Here is a 15,102-nt window from a genome sequence, read left to right on the forward strand (position 1 = left end):
AGTTTCACGGAGAAAACCTTTTCTCCGTGGTCCTCCTTTTTCTCCGTGGTTAAAGATTTGGGTTTTGCTGGGCCAGCATGTTTTTTTGTACCTACCCAAATAATTAAAAATGAACAATGAGAAACAAGTAATGAGTCATAAAACAATTCTGGTCACAGGCTCCAGCCGGGGCATAGGGCGCGCTATTGCTAGGCGGCTTGCCAAAGATGGCTTTGATATCGTGCTGCATTGTAAGAGCCGCATGGATGCCGCAGCGGAACTTGCCGCCGAGATCATCGCTCTGGGCCAAAGCAGCCGCGTATTGCAATTTGATGTGACCGATCGTGCCCAAACCGCAGAAGTCCTACTCGCCGATATCGAAGCCCATGGCTGCTACTACGGCGTGGTTTGCAATGCGGGTATCGCAATAGATAACGCCTTCCCCGCCATGCCTGCGGAAGACTGGGATGCGGTGATTCATACCAATCTGGATAGTTTTTACAATGTGCTGCATCCACTTACCATGCCCATGGTGCGGCAGCGAAAACCCGGCCGCATCGTCACCTTATCTTCTGTTTCCGGCCTGGTCGGCAACCGGGGCCAAGTTAATTACAGCGCGGCTAAAGCTGGGATTATTGGTGCGACCAAGGCGCTGGCCGTGGAATTAGCCAGCCGAGCCATCACCGTTAACTGCGTAGCACCCGGCTTGATTGACACCGAAATGGTAGACGAGCGCGTCTTAGAAGAAGCCCTAAAAATCATCCCGGCCAAGCGTATGGGTAAGCCTGAGGAAGTGGCCGCAGCCGTTAGCTTTTTAATGTCGGAAGATGCCGCCTATATCACGCGTCAGGTGATTTCAGTCAATGGAGGCTTAATAGGATGAAGCGCGTTGTCATTACCGGCATCGGGGCGATCAGCCCGCTTGGCCACGATTGGAAAACTGTAGAAGCCGCACTTAAAGCAGGTAAAAACGCCATTCAAGTGATGCCCGAATGGCAAGTTTTTGAAGGGCTTAACACCCAGCTTGGCGCACCTGCCGCGCCCTTTGAGCTGCCCGCGCATTACAACCGCAAAAGCACCCGCAGCATGGGGCGTGTGGCGCTAATGGCGACTCGTGCCAGCGAATTAGCGCTGATCGATGCGGGTCTACTCAATGATCCGCTGATCAAAAGTGGCCAGATGGGTATTTCTTATGGCTCATCTGCCGGCACGCCCAAAGCAATTGGTGACTTTGGCCGCATGATGGCAGAAAAATCCACCGAAGGCATTAATGCCACCACCTATATCAAAATGATGTCGCACACGGCGGCGGTAAATATCGGTGTATTTTTTGGCATTACTGGCCGCATTATCACCACCTCTAGCGCCTGCACCTCCAGCAGTCAGGGCATAGGCTATGCCTACGAAACCATCAAATTCGGCAAGCAGATTGCCATGCTGGCCGGTGGTGCTGAAGAGCTGGATGCCACCGAAGCGGCTGTTTTCGACACCCTATTTGCCACCAGCGTACAAAACGCCACCCCCGACGCTACGCCCCGCCCTTTTGACACAAAGCGTGATGGCCTTGTGATTGGCGAAGGTGCTGGCACGCTGGTGCTGGAAGAGCTGGAACACGCACTGGCACGCGGCGCGCATATCTATGCAGAAATCGTTGGCTTTGGCAGCAATAGCGATGGCACGCATGTGACTCACCCCAACTCCGCCACCATGGCCCAAGCCATTCGCCTAAGCCTTACAGATGCAACGCTGCAGCCTAGCGATATTGGCTATATCAATGCCCATGGCACCGCTACCGATCATGGCGACATCGCCGAATCGAAAGCCACTCATGAGGTATTTGGTGAACACACGCCAATCAGCTCTCTCAAAAGCTATATGGGCCACACCCTTGGCGCTTGCGGGGCATTAGAGGCATGGATCAGCATCGAGATGATGAACAGCGGCTGGTTCGCCCCTACCATCAACCTGACCGAGCCTGACGAGCGCTGCGCCGCATTGGACTACATTACCGGCACAGGACGAGCCATCGAATGCGATATCGTCATGAGCAATAACTTTGCTTTTGGTGGAATCAATACATCGCTGATTTTTAAGCGTTGGGCTTAAGTCTAAAAGTTCTGTAGACACAGAGTATTAATGAGAACACGGAGCACATAGAGAAAAGCTTTAAGAAAACGTAAAGAGATTGCACTAAGCAAGATCCCGAATGACTCTGTTTTTCAGCTTAGCTTGCCAGGTGTATTCAGGGCGATTGAACCAAAGCAGATGCTCTCTGAAAAATATTCAAGGCTCAAAAGTGCAGACTATTTCTTGGTTTTCTCTGTGTAACTCTGTGTTCTGCGTGCTCTCTGTGGCTCAAGATTTGGGTTTTGTTCGTATACCTAGTTGTTACAATCAAGCAAGCACACCAAGGAATTAAAATGAAAAAAATTGCCACTTTATTAATCGCTGGTTTCTTATCCACTTCTGCATTTGCACGCGATACCGTATTGCAAATCCCATTGGCCGATGTATTGGCGATGCCAGAGGCTCAAGGTAAATTGGATGGATCGGTTAAATTTTATTTAGCGGGTCAAAAAACACCCAAAATCACCCAAAAATTATCTGAAGATATTTCAAATCAAAAAACCAACAGTGTGGGTAAGAGTGATGAATTTGGCTGCAAATGGGCGGCACTTTCTGCCTTAATCGCATTTCAAAATTCCGCAAAAAAAGAAGGCGCAAATGCTGTGGTCGATTTGGTCAGCTATTACCGGAAAAATGAAACAAAAAGTGATAGCACCATTGAGTGCCATGCAGGTGGATTTGTTATTGGCGTGGCATTAAAAGGTAGCTATGCCAAAGTGGCTGAATAATTTTAGCTTTAACCCGAAAGAACAATTTATTTAATTTAAGGTTAGACGTAATGAAATTAGCAATTATGCTTTTAATGCTTGGTTCCACCACTGCAATGGCAAACACTTACCTTGAAACACCTGTTCTATATTTACCTGATGCAAGTGTTATTAATCGGGTAAAGGAAGAATGCAATATTGAAGAGCTACTGACTAAACGGGTTGGCAACAGTATGGCCCGACTAAATCAAGGGGAAGGAACCGTTGCCGCAGATGTTAGCAAAGTAGATGGCGATGTATTACGTCTGAGAATTGCACGCGTCACAGGCGTGGGTGGAGGTGGTTTTAGCGGCCCTAAATCTATTACAGTGGTCGCGGAGCTTTTAGAAAACGGCAAGGTTAAGCGTCAAACAAAATTAAATCGCTGGTCTATTGGTGGATTTTGGGGTGGTTTTCGTGGCACCTGCTCTATCCTTGATCGCACCGCAATAGCAATCGGCAAAGATCTAGCTCATTGGATAAAAGACTCAAGCTACGTGATTAAAGAAGAGGCCGACATTAAAGATGACGCTTCTTTAAAAGGGAATAAAGAGCCAGCAGATAATTCCGCAACAATTGAAGCTGCAAAACCCAGCTAATCTATTTATATCAACCAGCAGAATAGATGAATCCAAGAGACTCATCTATTCCAATCAAAAGCTCACAAAAAAATACTTTCGGGTTTTCTCTGTGTCTACAGGCTTAAGGAGTTTTAACGCCGCAGGCATAAACTGTAAACATTCGTAGGGCGCACTCAAAGCGAAGCGTAGTGCGCCGCATGGGGGAAAATGTAGAAATTCATACTTAAAGATCTACATCTACAGGTTTAAAGCTTCTTTAAAGTAACAGGCTCAGCCAGCACGTAAACATCGACACTCTGCTGGGCGAGTAGTGCTTCTAGTTTGCCCGAAAGAACGCCCCATAACGGTTCATCACTCTAGCTTGCCAAGTAGGGACGCTAAATACTCCGTCACTGCCACCTTGCCATAAGACCATATAAAGACTACATTTAGTCCCTATCAAGTCAGGAGCACGGCCATGCGCTATTCATCTCAAGTTAAACCTATCAGTTACCTTAAAGCCAACGCGGCCGAAGTTTTGGCGAATCTGGCGGAGCAACGCCAGCCTCTAGTCATCACCCAGAACGGTGAGGCTAAGGCCGTCTTGCAGGACGTGGCCTCGTTTGAAGAGACACAAGAAACACTGGCCTTGCTGAAAATTCTAGCGCTGGGTAATCAGGATGTAGCTGCCAACAAAATCACACCTGTAGCCGATGTTGTGGCCCGTCTGCGCGCCAAGCGAGCCAGTACCTGATGACAGATGCACCCGTCCGCTTTGAAACCCTACTCACCAAGGGCGCCGAGCAGGATTTAGAGGCCATTCATGATTACATCTCTGAATTTGATAGTGTTGCCAAGGCCAATGGTGTGCTGGATGAGTTGCTGGAAGTCATACAAAACCTTTCAAAGTTTCCTGAGCGCGGCAGCTACCCGAAGGAACTGCTTAGCCTCGGCATCAAAGAGTACCGCCAAGCTTTTTTCAAGCCTTACCACTTGATTTACCGTGTTGCAGGCAACCAGATCATTATTTATCTGATTGCGGACGGACGTCGCGACATGCAGGCTGTGTTGGCAAGAAGGCTGCTGGGAGCCTAAAGGGCGCAGTGCATCTGTAGAGTGCACTCAAAGTGCAGCGTTGAGGTAAATCATCCCCGTGAGGCATAAAGGCTTAACTTGATGCATCTAGTGATGCATAAAAGCATGCCCTATGCGCATCAAGTTAAGACAAACACATAGCAAAAAAGCTGCTTTTCATAGGGTGTGCAAGTTGTTTTTCTTGCGCACCGCTCTGTCGTAGCAACGACTGCGTCGTTGTACACCCTATAAAAATCTATTTGCTCCATGACAAAAGCTTAACTTGATACCTATAGTGACGCATAAAAGCATGCCCATCTTCACTTAAGGTTTCTTTAAAGCCGCAGGTTCAGCCAGCGCGTAAACATCCACGCCCTGCTGGGCGAGTAGCGCCTCTAGTGCAGGCATCAGGGCACCGAGTTTTTCTTCTAGCGCATCGCGCACGGTGTCGACCACAACTTGTGTGGCGCGCTCGATTTCTATGTTGAAGACGCTGCCAACGGCTTTGCCTTCAAAAACAGTCATGCGGCGGGTTTCGGGGATCAGCCATACTTCAAACCAACAATCTACTTTATTGGTTTCAGATACCGTCAAGCTTGCGCCATCTAAGGCGATATAACCTTTCGCAAAGATGTATTTCATCCCCTCTTTAGGCACGCCAATTCTAAAGCAGCAGTTTTCCTGATCTTTACGAATATCTAACAGCGTGGCGGTAAAATCCACATGGCCGGAGAGCGGATGACCACCGATTTCGGCACCATCTTTGGCGGCACGCTCGGCATTGACATGGCTAGCTACTTTTAATTGCCCTAGGGAGGTTACGCGTAAGCTTTGCAGCATCACATCAAAACTGGCTTTGTCCTCAGCAAAAATCTCGGTAACGGTTAGGCAAACGCCATCAATCGCCACGCTGGCACCAATTTGAATATCTTTACAAAAGCCAGCTGGAAAAGCGATGCGAAATGTACGGATGCCTTCCCTGTCATCAATCGCTTCAATCTGAGCAACGCCTTGCACAATCCCCGTAAACATTTATTCAGTTTCCTTAAAGAGTTCTGGATTTGCTTCGCGCACACGCTTCGAAGACTTGAGTAAATTGCAGTGATCACAAAAATAACTAATCGAGCCACAGGCCGCGATCACATCGAGAGGCCGCTTACAATCTGGACAAATCGGCACAGCTGTTTGCAAACTTTCATTTGGCATAGAATTCTCCAGCATTGGTAAAGCGCAGTGTAAGACGTAAATCGTCTCCAAATAGGCGGCGCTCTAATACCTTAGCTCGTAGCTTGTGGTTTAGGTCGGATAAATCAAGCGTGGCGATGCCTTTTGCCGTGTCGCCAATCATCACGGGCGCTTGATAAAGCAGCATTTCATCTACCAGCCCCGACTGAAACAGCGCCCCAACTAAAACGCCACCCGCCTCAACCGTGACTTGATTGCAGCCTCGGCGGCCTAATTCATTCAGTAAGGCAGCTAAATCAACCCGGCCCTGAGCATCGGCCAAAATGATGACTTCTGCCCCTGCTGCTTCTAAAGCCTGACGCTTTGACTCGTCATCCTGAGCGCCAATAATCAATACGCCCGCCTGATTAAATAACTTTGCATTGACAGGCGTTCTCAGCTGGCTGTCAACGACTACACGTAGCGGCTGTCTATCTACCGCAAATTCACGCACGGTTAGCTGCGGGTCGTCCGCCAGCACCGTGCCAATGCCGGTCAGCATAGCGCAAGATCGGGCACGTAGTTTTTGTACATCAGACCTTGCCGCTGGGCCGGTAATCCACTGTGATTGCCCATTAGCCAGTCCGGTACGGCCATCCAGACTTGCACCCATTTTCACCGTCAGCCAGGGGCGGGATCGCAGCATGCGGCTAATAAAACCTTTGTGATGCTCAAGTGCGGCAGCGTGCAAAACGCCCGATTCCACTTCAACACCCGCAGCCGCCAAACGTGCCAAGCCCTGGCCTGCCACCAGCGGATTAGGATCGGTTAGCGCGGCAACCACGCGCACTACACCGGCTTTCACCAAAGCATCGGCGCAGGGTGGTGTGCGGCCATGATGGCTGCAAGGCTCTAGCGTCACGTAAGCCGTAGCACCGCGTGCCAGATCGCCCGCAACACTCAAGGCCATTACTTCAGCATGCGCACCGGGAGCATCCTTCACCACACCGCCACCTGCAGGCTGGCTAAAGCCCGCACCCACCACCTGCCCGTCTTTCACCAACACACAACCCACGCAAGGATTAGGCGTAGCACTATCCTGCCCCAAAGCCGCCTGCCGCAAAGCCAGCTGCATATATTGATGATCGATCGCGTTCATTGGTTTACCAGTGACAATATGAAACCCACAAACCCAAATCTCAAACCACGGAGAAAAGGGAGAACACGGAGGGCCACGGAGAAAAACATAAGCAAGGTTTTCTCCGTGAAACTCCGTGTTCTCTGTGTCCTCCGTGGTTCAAGATTTGGGTTTATTTCGATATGGAAAACAGCGTTACTCCTTACTTACTTCCCGAATCACATCGCGGAAATCGTCGACGTCTTGGAAGGAGCGGTATACGGAGGCGAAGCGGATGTAGGCAACTTTGTCGAGCTTGGCGAGTTCAGACATCACCATTTCGCCAATCTGACGGCTCATGATTTCTCTGTCGCCTAAAGATAAGGCTTTTTGGATAATGCGCAGGATGGCTTCGTCCACCAGGGGCGTCGGCACGGGCCGTTTATGCAGAGCACGCTCAAAGCTGGTGCGGATTTTTTCCCGATCAAATTCAGCACGCTGACCATTTTGTTTCACCACCTGCGGCAAGCGCACTTCGGCCGTTTCAAACGTGGTAAAGCGTTTATCACAAATTGGACAACGACGGCGACGGCGAACCAAATCGCCTTCATCAGATACACGCGAGTCAGCAACCAGCGTATCAGGGGAACCACAGAAGGGGCACTTCATCACAACCCCGCAAAGAACATTCTAGAAATAAACAAAACCCAAATCTCAAAACACGGAGGACACAGAGAACACGGAGTTTCACAGAGAAAACCTACACAAGGCTCATACCTAGCTTTCAAACTGACCTTTAAATCAAACAAGGTCTAGCTCATAAAATGGCGCAGATAAGCATCTTGCCAAAGAAAGCCAAACACTTTTTTGACTTTCTCCGTGTGACTCCGTGCCCTCTTTCACTCCGTGTTTTAAGACTTGGGTTTTTTATAGCGAATTAAGCGCCGTAAACTGGGAAACGCGCTGTCAATTCTTTTACTTTTACCGCAACGGCTGCAATGTTTGCTTCGTCATGCGGATTATCCAGCACATCAGCAATCAGATTAGCCACGATTACGGCTTCTGCTTCTTTGAAACCACGGGTCGTGATGGCTGGGGAGCCGATACGGATGCCGGAAGTCACAAACGGGCTTTCTGGATCATTTGGAATGGCGTTTTTGTTAACGGTGATATGCGCCTGGCCCAATACCGCATCCGCCACTTTGCCAGTCAGGCCTTTAGAGCGCAGATCAACCAGGAACATATGCGATTCGGAGCGACCGGAAATCACGCGCAGGCCACGCTCGATCAAGGTTGCTGCCATGGCTTGTGCGTTTTTCAGCACTTGCTCTTGGTATGTTTTGAATTCTGGTGTTGCCGCTTCTTTAAATGCCACGGCTTTAGCCGCGATCACGTGCATCAAAGGGCCGCCTTGCAGCGTTGGAAACACATTCGAATTGATCGATTTTTCGAATTCAGCTTTAGCCAAAATCAAGCCACCACGCGGGCCGCGCAATGTTTTATGCGTAGTCGATGTTACAAAGTGAGCGTGTGGCACTGGGTTTGGATAAACACCCGCAGCGATCAAACCGGCGTAATGCGCCATGTCGACCATAAAGTAAGCGCCCACCTTGTCGGCAATTTCACGCATGCGTGCCCAGTCAAAACGCAGAGCATAAGCTGAAGCACCACCGATCAGAAGCTTAGGCTTGGTTTCAAGCGCTACGCGTTCCATATCATCGTAATCGATTTCTTCGTTTTCGTTCAGGCCGTAAGCCACGATATTGAAGAGCTTACCGGAAAGATTTGCTGGTGAGCCGTGTGTAAGGTGACCACCGTGACCTAGGTTCATACCCATTACGGTATCGCCCGGTTTTAGAATCGAGAAATACACGGCTTGGTTGGCTTGCGAGCCAGAATGCGGCTGCACATTGGCGTACTCTGCGCCAAACAGTGCTTTTACGCGATCAATGGCCAACTGCTCAACCGTATCAACAAATTCACAACCACCATAAAAACGCTTACCCGGATAACCTTCGGCGTATTTATTAGTCAGTTGCGAGCCTTGAGCTTCCATCACCGCTGGGCTGGTGTAGTTTTCTGACGCGATCAGCTCGATATGCTCGTGCTGGCGAACAACTTCACCTGCAATGGCAGCGGCTAAATCAGGATCGTATTGGGCGATAGTGGCGGACTTGGAGAACATAGAGTTGGCGCTTCCGTAAGTCGGTTGGGAATAGGGAATGCGCAGGATTCTAACACGGACAAGCGTTTTTCCAATTGAGGAATTCGCTATTAATCATGATACTCGCTCATAGATTATTCCTAGCTTGCTTTTTTTTACACCACTGCCGATGAATAATTTTTATTTTATCAGCAAACCCTATGCGGTCATCTGACATGAAGTCTAAAAATTCTGAAAGCATTCTTGATTTCATCAAGGAATAAAAGGTCAGTGCGGCAATGGGAATAAACGTCGCGAAAAAGTACCCTATTCTGCGCCATGACGGCTCTGCCGCAAGATCAAATAAATTCATCCCCAGAAAGCCAGTCACTGTCGTACCCACCAAGCCCAGAATCGTCACCACAGTCAGGCGCACCACCGTATCGGCCTGCCGATGCAAATCATCGTTTTCTAAGTACTGGCTCATGCTATGAATGGATTCGCGTACCTCTGCAAACAACGCTTCTGTGCCCAGATGGCGACGGGCAATATGAAACATTTGATCAGCCACCACCTGATTAGAAATCTCGCTAAACCAATAGCGCTGAGTAAAACGCAAAAATACCTCTTGCAGAATGCGAATATCCCGCTTAAAACGCCGGGCAGAGCCTGCATTCCCCACTTGCAAACGCGACAAAGCCACTGCCAGCCGGTCAGAAAACATGAGTAATGCCGCTTTATGAAAATGCGCTATCAGCATCAGTAAAAAATACTGATGCCTGAATTGCCCCAACGCTCCGGTAAACGGATCGCTAAAAAAACCATGTCCATGCTTGCCCACCAGCACAAAAGCATGACCATCACACATCATGCGAGTGGAGGATGAATCATGGCGACGCTCCGGCACCCAAAAGCGGTCGTAGCAGCAATTTGCTTCGAAATCCTGAAATACTTTGGCGGTATAGGGCAAATCACCACCCTGCGAAGGCCGCGTCACCATGCCCAACCGGTAGAAATCTTCATCACTTAAATCAAAAGGATCGTCAAAAGCCAGATAAGCCATCAGGGGCATGCGGTGATATTCAATTTGCCGATAGCGCAGCTCGCCAATTTCGTTTGAATGGTGTAATACCAAAGGCCGCAACAAAGCATCCCAATGTTGTGCCATAGGGGCAGCGCGAAACTCACCCACATGCGATAAAAACTTGGATTTATCGTCGTAATCCGAGGCGGCAATCACGCCTCCTTTTGCATCCAGCCATTTCACCTGTTGCAAGCAGCTTGCCGCCGTTTTATCTTCATCCCATTGCGCAGGGAAAGCGCGGCCAAACCTGAACAGAGTATCCTGCACCCGGCTGAGCGGCACATTATCCGCAAGAATTTCAAACGCCAGAATCACGATATCAATATCGTAAAAAAAATACAGATCAATATGCGCCACTTTAAAATCCTGCCGCGTACCATCCTTATAATGCATACGCACCGAACAAATATCATGCCGTCTGAATATATGCAGTGGCGAGCCGCCATAGCTTGCCGTGCTTCCCGCTTCTGCCGCTCCTTCACCATATAAGAACCGCTGTACATAGGGCAGAAAGGTAACAAACTCGCGGTAATGCCGCTCTTGAAATGCCTGAGGATCCATATCAAACGCGGAAGGCCGCATCTGCCAAGGCGAATCCTCATCCAGCAACTGATTCATCAGCTCCCAATGCCGCCCCATTACCGCCCCACTGCCCACAGGCTGGGCGAGCGGCATCAGCTGCAAAGGCCAAATTAAAATCTGCCTAAAATGGCGAACAATGGTTTCAGCGGCATCAGCCATCTTGATCTCCCCTTCTTATATAAAGTAAGAGTAGATCAAAGCGCGCTATTAATAAGCCATCGAAAGGCAAAGACTTATTTATCCGCACAATCAAAATAACCTGCATACCCCACAGAGCTCGTAGCGGATGCAATTAAACAATGCAAAACCAGCACATTGCGCCCGCAAAAAAGCCCTTATTTACTCAGCGTAAATAAGGGCTTTTAAAATCAACCAACCTCACAATATTACATGCCTTGTACCGCATAAATGGCCAGCGTATTGCGCCAATAGCCTTGGTAATCCATACCACAACCAAATAAGAAGCGATCTTCTACTTCCAGGCCCACATAATCCGCAGCCACACCCACCGCTTTACGATCATGTTTTTTATCCACCAGTACAGCAACGCGTACTTCTTTTGCGCCTTGTTCACGGCAATATTCCAAGATAGCTGCCAGTGTATGGCCCTCATCAAGAATATCGTCCACGATCACCACAACGCGACCTTTCATGCTTTCTTGTGGTTTTACTTTCCAATCCAGCATGCCGCCGCTGGTTTCTTTGCGATAACGCGTGGCATGCATATAAGACACTTCGAGAGGGAAGCGTAAGCGTGGCAATAAATGCCCTGACACAATCAAGCCACCATTCATAACGGTGTAAACAATTGGATTGGCGTATTGCAAATCAGCGGTCATTGCCACCGCCATACGATCCAGCGCAGCCAGCACTTCGGTCTCGCTGTGCAGGCAATCCGAATTATCAATAATGGTTTGGGCTTCAGGGAGTTCTAGGGTCACGATAGCGTACCTCTTCTTTAAATAATTCAAACAAAAACGGGCGGGCACTGTTTGTATTTAAAATGACAAACACAGCGCCGCCACGACACATCTTTAATGGCCTGCGTAATCGCAAACAGTAAACAGAGAGATGCCCTGCTCACGTACGATTTTTGATCCGCCCAATTCAGGCAAATCAACAATAGCAGCCGCTTCAACAATGGTTGCACCAAGGCGGTTTAACAGCTTAGCTGCTGCCACCATGGTACCGCCTGTTGCCACCAAATCATCAATCAGCAAAACACGATCGCCTTTTTTACAGGCATCGGTATGAATCTCAACCGTGGCCGAGCCGTATTCCAGCTCGTATTCTTCTGCCACTGTTAAAAAGGGCAATTTGCCTTTTTTGCGCACGGGCACAAAGCCCAAGTTTAATTCATAGGCCACCACCGCACCGAGAATAAAACCTCGCGCATCCACACCGGCCACCATGTCTAAATGCATATCCATATAGCGATGCACAAAGATATCAACCAAAACACGAAAGGTTTTTTTATCTTGCAATAAAGGCGTGATATCACGGAACTGCACGCCTGCCTGCGGCCAATCAGGCACCGTACGGATGCGATCCCGAATATAATCCGCGTAAGGCGGCTCAGCTTGCAATAAGCTCATTGAATATTTCCCTTAGCCAAAAGCGGCAAATTTAACGCGCTGTACGAATACTGCCCCGAATATAATCCGCGTAAGGCGGTTCTGCCTGCAATAAGCTCATTTAAATAGTTCCCTTAACCAAAAGCCGCAAACTTAATCAGCCACAGCGCAGTAATAATCAACACGGCAGGGCTTAGATCTTTATAGCGACCCGCCAGCACTTTAATTGCCGCGTAGCTAATAAAACCAAACGCAATCCCATCCGCAATCGAATAAGTAAACGGCATACCTACGGCGGTAATCACGGCAGGTGCGGCTTCGGTAATATCATCCCAATCAATTTCGGCCAGACCACGCGCCATCAGTACGGCTACATAGCAAAGTGCGGGTGCGGTGGCATACGCAGGTACGGTGCCAGCCAATGGCGCCACAAAGAGAGCCGCCAAAAACAAGATCGCAACGACCAAGCTAGTCAGGCCCGTGCGACCGCCTGCTGCAACGCCTGCCGCTGATTCAACATAGGCGGTTACGCTTGAAGTACCCAAGGCGGCCCCTACCATAATGGCAGAAGAATCAGCGAACAGCGCTTTCTTTAAACGGGGCAGTTTGCCGTCTTTATCCAGCAAACCAGAGCGGTGAGAAACGCCGACTAAAGTGCCGGTAGTATCAAACAAATCAACAAAGAAGAAAATAAACACTACACCCAAGAGGCCCGCATTCAGCGCACTTTTAATATCCATTTGCATAAAGGTGGGTGCAATCGACGGTGGCGGTGAAAACACACCTTTGAATTCGGTTAAGCCGAATAAAATCGACAGCAGCGTCACACCTAATACGCCAATAATAATTGCACCTTTTACTTTGCGGTATTCAAGCGCCACAATTAAAAAGAAGCCCAATACGGCTAATAATGTGCTTGGTGCATGGATATCACCCAATTGCACCATCGTCACAGGCGAAGCGGTAATCAGGCCAGCGCTTTTCAGCCCAATAATAGCCAGAAACAATCCCACACCGGCAGAAATAGCCAGCTTTAAAGAATGCGGAATGGCATTCACCAGCACTTCACGCAATTTAAACGAGGAAACCAGCACAAAAACCACGCCAGAAATAAACACCGCACCCAACGCAGTTTGCCAAGGCACACCCATGCCTTTAACCACAGCAAAGGTAAAATAAGCGTTCAAACCCATACCCGGGGCTAGCGCAATCGGGTAATTAGCCAAAAGCGCCATCACGGCAGTACCAAAAGCCGCAGCCAGACAGGTCGCCACAAACACGGCATTAAAATCCATACCGGTTTGCGCCAAAATGGCTGGATTAACAAAAATAATATAGGCCATAGTTAAAAACGTTGTAAAACCCGCAATCACTTCGGTTTTAACGTTAGTACCGTGTTCTTTTAATTTGAACAATGCTTCGAGCATGAGCCCATTTCCCCGTTAAATAAAAACAAATAAGCCGGAGCGTATTGATGCAATCTAAATAGAAAACAAAAATACATTCCGACTTTCGCACGCTTAAAAAATCAACTACCCACACCTAACAAAGCCAATACACCCAGCAGAGCAAAAACGGCTGCGGCTACAAAACGTACATAACGCAGAATATGCATTCGGGCTGCGATCCACTTACCCACAAAAACAGCAGGCACATCGGCAATCATCATGCCGACCGTTGTACCAGCAACCACCGCCCACAAAGGCTGATATTTCAGCGCCAGCGCCACGGTGGCCACTTGCGTTTTATCGCCAATCTCAGCCAAAAAGAAAGCTAACGTTGTGGCAACAAATGCGCCATAAGGCTTGATTTGCGCTTCTTCTTCGCCCATTTCATCGGGCACCAGTGCCCAGGCGGCAATCGCTAAAAAGCCCAAACCAATCACCCAGCGCAAAACAAGCGGCGAAATCATACCTGCTACCTGCTGACCAATCCAACCGGCAGCAAAGTGATTCAGTACAGTCGCAACAAAGATACCCAAGATAATGGGCAAAGGACGGCGAAAGCGTGCTGCCAGAATTAACGCAAGTAATTGCGTTTTATCGCCGATTTCGGCGATGGCGACAACGCCAGTAGAAATAAGAAAGGTATCAATCATCGAGTCGTGTTTCCGGGGCGGGCAGGATAGAGGTCGCACAGCATTGCCCACCCCGGGAAATGCTGAACGAACCTCAGGTCTTGTCAAGCTGGCCTGCGCTCTGCTTACAGAACACCGCTCCAACCGAATACGCCATGGATCAAACGATCCAAGTATGTTGACGTATTCCCCGCAAACCGTTCTTTCAAACCAGCTGCAGGCGACTACTCCCCCGAAGACCAAAGCGCGGATTTTAACCACCCCTTATGCATGCTGCAATCCCAGATTACAAAAACCGCCACTACGCCATACTATTTACATGTCTTAAACAGCTGTTTTGATGTGCCCCAGCAGCGCGGCGCAGCCCGCCTCGCACTGATCCAGAACGGTCTCAAACCCAGCTGGGCCGCCATAGTAAGGATCTAACACCTCGTTTTGAGTAGGGACAGGGGCAAAGGATAAAAATAATTTCACCCGCGATTGATATTCTGGTGGGCATTGCCGTTGTAAATCCCTTAAATGGCCATTATCCATCGCCAAAATCAAATCAAACTCAGCAAAATCGCTCTGCTGCACGCTGCGGGCGCGCAAAAAAGACAAATCAAAACCACGTTTTTTAGCATAACTTTGCGAACGCCGATCTGGCGGCTCCCCAATGTGATAATCCTGTGTACCGGCAGAATCCACTTCAATGGCATGGCTTAGCCCCGCAACCTCTACCTTTTGCCGCATCACCCCATCTGCAGTGGGGCTTCTGCAGATATTTCCTGTGCACACAAAAAGCACTTTAAGTTTTTTCATTAAAATCAGCCAATCAAGAAAAATGCCATTAAAAACAGTTAATTACCAAAAATATAAATTAACGAATTAGCACA

At 48.9% G+C, this 15,102-nt stretch carries 17 protein-coding genes and 1 riboswitch; of the genes, 6 read left to right on the forward strand and 11 right to left on the reverse strand.

Annotation, left to right across the window (positions count from 1 at the left end; translation table 11 throughout):
- The first annotated feature begins 130 nt into the window (after positions 1–130).
- From fabG to ACFQNF_RS20205, 6 genes are all read left to right on the forward strand, one after another.
- Positions 131–862 (forward strand): 3-oxoacyl-ACP reductase FabG, encoded by a 732-nt coding sequence (gene fabG, locus ACFQNF_RS20180; RefSeq protein WP_380190091.1) that lies wholly within the window; start codon positions 131–133, stop codon positions 860–862.
- Complete coding sequence (locus tag ACFQNF_RS20185; protein WP_380190093.1) at positions 859–2,085, forward strand: beta-ketoacyl-ACP synthase; 1,227 nt, start codon at positions 859–861, stop codon at positions 2,083–2,085. Before fabG ends, ACFQNF_RS20185 begins: the two co-directional genes overlap by 4 nt.
- A gap of 314 nt (positions 2,086–2,399) precedes the next feature.
- Positions 2,400–2,834, forward strand: coding sequence for an excinuclease ATPase subunit (locus tag ACFQNF_RS20190; RefSeq protein ID WP_380190095.1), 435 nt, complete (start codon positions 2,400–2,402; stop codon positions 2,832–2,834).
- 50 nt (positions 2,835–2,884) lie between these two features.
- Positions 2,885–3,451 (forward strand): hypothetical protein, encoded by a 567-nt coding sequence (locus ACFQNF_RS20195; protein ID WP_380190097.1) that lies wholly within the window; start codon positions 2,885–2,887, stop codon positions 3,449–3,451.
- A 439-nt stretch (positions 3,452–3,890) separates the two neighbouring features.
- Positions 3,891–4,166, forward strand: coding sequence for a type II toxin-antitoxin system Phd/YefM family antitoxin (locus ACFQNF_RS20200; protein ID WP_380190099.1), 276 nt, complete (start codon positions 3,891–3,893; stop codon positions 4,164–4,166).
- Positions 4,166–4,507 (forward strand): type II toxin-antitoxin system RelE/ParE family toxin, encoded by a 342-nt coding sequence (locus tag ACFQNF_RS20205; protein WP_380190101.1) that lies wholly within the window; start codon positions 4,166–4,168, stop codon positions 4,505–4,507. Before ACFQNF_RS20200 ends, ACFQNF_RS20205 begins: the two co-directional genes overlap by 1 nt.
- A gap of 303 nt (positions 4,508–4,810) precedes the next feature.
- Here ACFQNF_RS20205 and ACFQNF_RS20210 read toward each other — a convergent pair whose 3' ends face one another.
- From ACFQNF_RS20210 to ACFQNF_RS20260, 11 genes are all read right to left on the reverse strand, one after another.
- Positions 4,811–5,518 (reverse strand): riboflavin synthase subunit alpha, encoded by a 708-nt coding sequence (locus ACFQNF_RS20210; protein ID WP_380190103.1) that lies wholly within the window; start codon positions 5,516–5,518, stop codon positions 4,811–4,813.
- Positions 5,519–5,707 carry a YfgJ family double zinc ribbon protein gene (locus ACFQNF_RS20215; protein ID WP_380190105.1) on the reverse strand — a complete coding sequence of 63 codons (189 nt, stop codon included), beginning with the start codon at positions 5,705–5,707 and terminating at the stop codon, positions 5,519–5,521.
- Positions 5,682–6,809: a bifunctional diaminohydroxyphosphoribosylaminopyrimidine deaminase/5-amino-6-(5-phosphoribosylamino)uracil reductase RibD gene (gene ribD / locus ACFQNF_RS20220; protein WP_380190107.1), complete on the reverse strand. Its 1,128-nt coding sequence runs from the start codon at positions 6,807–6,809 to the stop codon at positions 5,682–5,684. The genes ACFQNF_RS20215 and ribD overlap by 26 nt, the downstream gene beginning before the upstream one ends.
- Before the next feature lie 174 nt (positions 6,810–6,983).
- The gene (nrdR, locus tag ACFQNF_RS20225; RefSeq protein ID WP_046353013.1) at positions 6,984–7,436 is read right to left on the reverse strand and encodes a transcriptional regulator NrdR; all 453 of its coding nucleotides are present in this window, start codon (positions 7,434–7,436) and stop codon (positions 6,984–6,986) included.
- Between the two features lie 268 nt (positions 7,437–7,704).
- Entirely contained in the window at positions 7,705–8,952 is a 1,248-nt protein-coding gene (glyA, locus tag ACFQNF_RS20230; protein WP_380190109.1) for a serine hydroxymethyltransferase, read from the reverse strand.
- Positions 8,953–9,058: 106 nt separating this feature from the next.
- Positions 9,059–10,735: a magnesium transporter CorA family protein gene (locus ACFQNF_RS20235; protein ID WP_380190111.1), complete on the reverse strand. Its 1,677-nt coding sequence runs from the start codon at positions 10,733–10,735 to the stop codon at positions 9,059–9,061.
- Between the two features lie 227 nt (positions 10,736–10,962).
- The gene (locus tag ACFQNF_RS20240) at positions 10,963–11,517 is read right to left on the reverse strand and encodes a hypoxanthine-guanine phosphoribosyltransferase (RefSeq protein WP_380190113.1); all 555 of its coding nucleotides are present in this window, start codon (positions 11,515–11,517) and stop codon (positions 10,963–10,965) included.
- 93 nt (positions 11,518–11,610) lie between these two features.
- Positions 11,611–12,171, reverse strand: a complete 561-nt coding sequence (locus ACFQNF_RS20245; RefSeq protein WP_380190115.1) for an adenine phosphoribosyltransferase — start codon at positions 12,169–12,171, stop codon at positions 11,611–11,613.
- 113 nt (positions 12,172–12,284) lie between these two features.
- On the reverse strand, positions 12,285–13,577 hold the full coding sequence (locus ACFQNF_RS20250) for an NCS2 family permease (RefSeq protein ID WP_380190117.1): 1,293 nt from the start codon (positions 13,575–13,577) through the stop codon (positions 12,285–12,287).
- A gap of 101 nt (positions 13,578–13,678) precedes the next feature.
- Positions 13,679–14,245, reverse strand: a complete 567-nt coding sequence (locus ACFQNF_RS20255; RefSeq protein WP_465262220.1) for a TMEM165/GDT1 family protein — start codon at positions 14,243–14,245, stop codon at positions 13,679–13,681.
- An 88-nt stretch (positions 14,246–14,333) separates the two neighbouring features.
- Positions 14,334–14,465, reverse strand: a riboswitch (yybP-ykoY riboswitch).
- Positions 14,466–14,551: 86 nt separating this feature from the next.
- Complete coding sequence (locus ACFQNF_RS20260) at positions 14,552–15,028, reverse strand: low molecular weight protein-tyrosine-phosphatase (RefSeq protein ID WP_380190121.1); 477 nt, start codon at positions 15,026–15,028, stop codon at positions 14,552–14,554.
- Between the last annotated feature and the right edge of the window lie 74 nt (positions 15,029–15,102).

The organism is Iodobacter arcticus, from assembly GCF_042664895.1.
GTDB classification, from domain to species: domain Bacteria; phylum Pseudomonadota; class Gammaproteobacteria; order Burkholderiales; family Chitinibacteraceae; genus Iodobacter; species Iodobacter arcticus.

What these genes read in the sequence shown, in the direction of transcription:
- ACFQNF_RS20235 (WP_380190111.1), bottom strand. Translation starts at nt 10,735, where the DNA reads ATGGCTGATGCCGCTGAAACCATTGTTCGCCATTTTAGGCAGATTTTA.
- fabG (WP_380190091.1), top strand. Translation starts at nt 131, where the DNA reads ATGAGTCATAAAACAATTCTGGTCACAGGCTCCAGCCGGGGCATAGGG.
- ACFQNF_RS20205 (WP_380190101.1), top strand. Translation starts at nt 4,166, where the DNA reads ATGACAGATGCACCCGTCCGCTTTGAAACCCTACTCACCAAGGGCGCC.
- glyA (WP_380190109.1), bottom strand. Translation starts at nt 8,952, where the DNA reads ATGTTCTCCAAGTCCGCCACTATCGCCCAATACGATCCTGATTTAGCC.
- ACFQNF_RS20190 (WP_380190095.1), top strand. Translation starts at nt 2,400, where the DNA reads ATGAAAAAAATTGCCACTTTATTAATCGCTGGTTTCTTATCCACTTCT.
- ACFQNF_RS20185 (WP_380190093.1), top strand. Translation starts at nt 859, where the DNA reads ATGAAGCGCGTTGTCATTACCGGCATCGGGGCGATCAGCCCGCTTGGC.
- nrdR (WP_046353013.1), bottom strand. Translation starts at nt 7,436, where the DNA reads ATGAAGTGCCCCTTCTGTGGTTCCCCTGATACGCTGGTTGCTGACTCG.
- ACFQNF_RS20195 (WP_380190097.1), top strand. Translation starts at nt 2,885, where the DNA reads ATGAAATTAGCAATTATGCTTTTAATGCTTGGTTCCACCACTGCAATG.
- ACFQNF_RS20200 (WP_380190099.1), top strand. Translation starts at nt 3,891, where the DNA reads ATGCGCTATTCATCTCAAGTTAAACCTATCAGTTACCTTAAAGCCAAC.
- ACFQNF_RS20210 (WP_380190103.1), bottom strand. Translation starts at nt 5,518, where the DNA reads ATGTTTACGGGGATTGTGCAAGGCGTTGCTCAGATTGAAGCGATTGAT.
- ACFQNF_RS20215 (WP_380190105.1), bottom strand. Translation starts at nt 5,707, where the DNA reads ATGCTGGAGAATTCTATGCCAAATGAAAGTTTGCAAACAGCTGTGCCG.
- ACFQNF_RS20260 (WP_380190121.1), bottom strand. Translation starts at nt 15,028, where the DNA reads ATGAAAAAACTTAAAGTGCTTTTTGTGTGCACAGGAAATATCTGCAGA.
- ACFQNF_RS20250 (WP_380190117.1), bottom strand. Translation starts at nt 13,577, where the DNA reads ATGCTCGAAGCATTGTTCAAATTAAAAGAACACGGTACTAACGTTAAA.
- ribD (WP_380190107.1), bottom strand. Translation starts at nt 6,809, where the DNA reads ATGAACGCGATCGATCATCAATATATGCAGCTGGCTTTGCGGCAGGCG.
- ACFQNF_RS20245 (WP_380190115.1), bottom strand. Translation starts at nt 12,171, where the DNA reads ATGAGCTTATTGCAAGCTGAGCCGCCTTACGCGGATTATATTCGGGAT.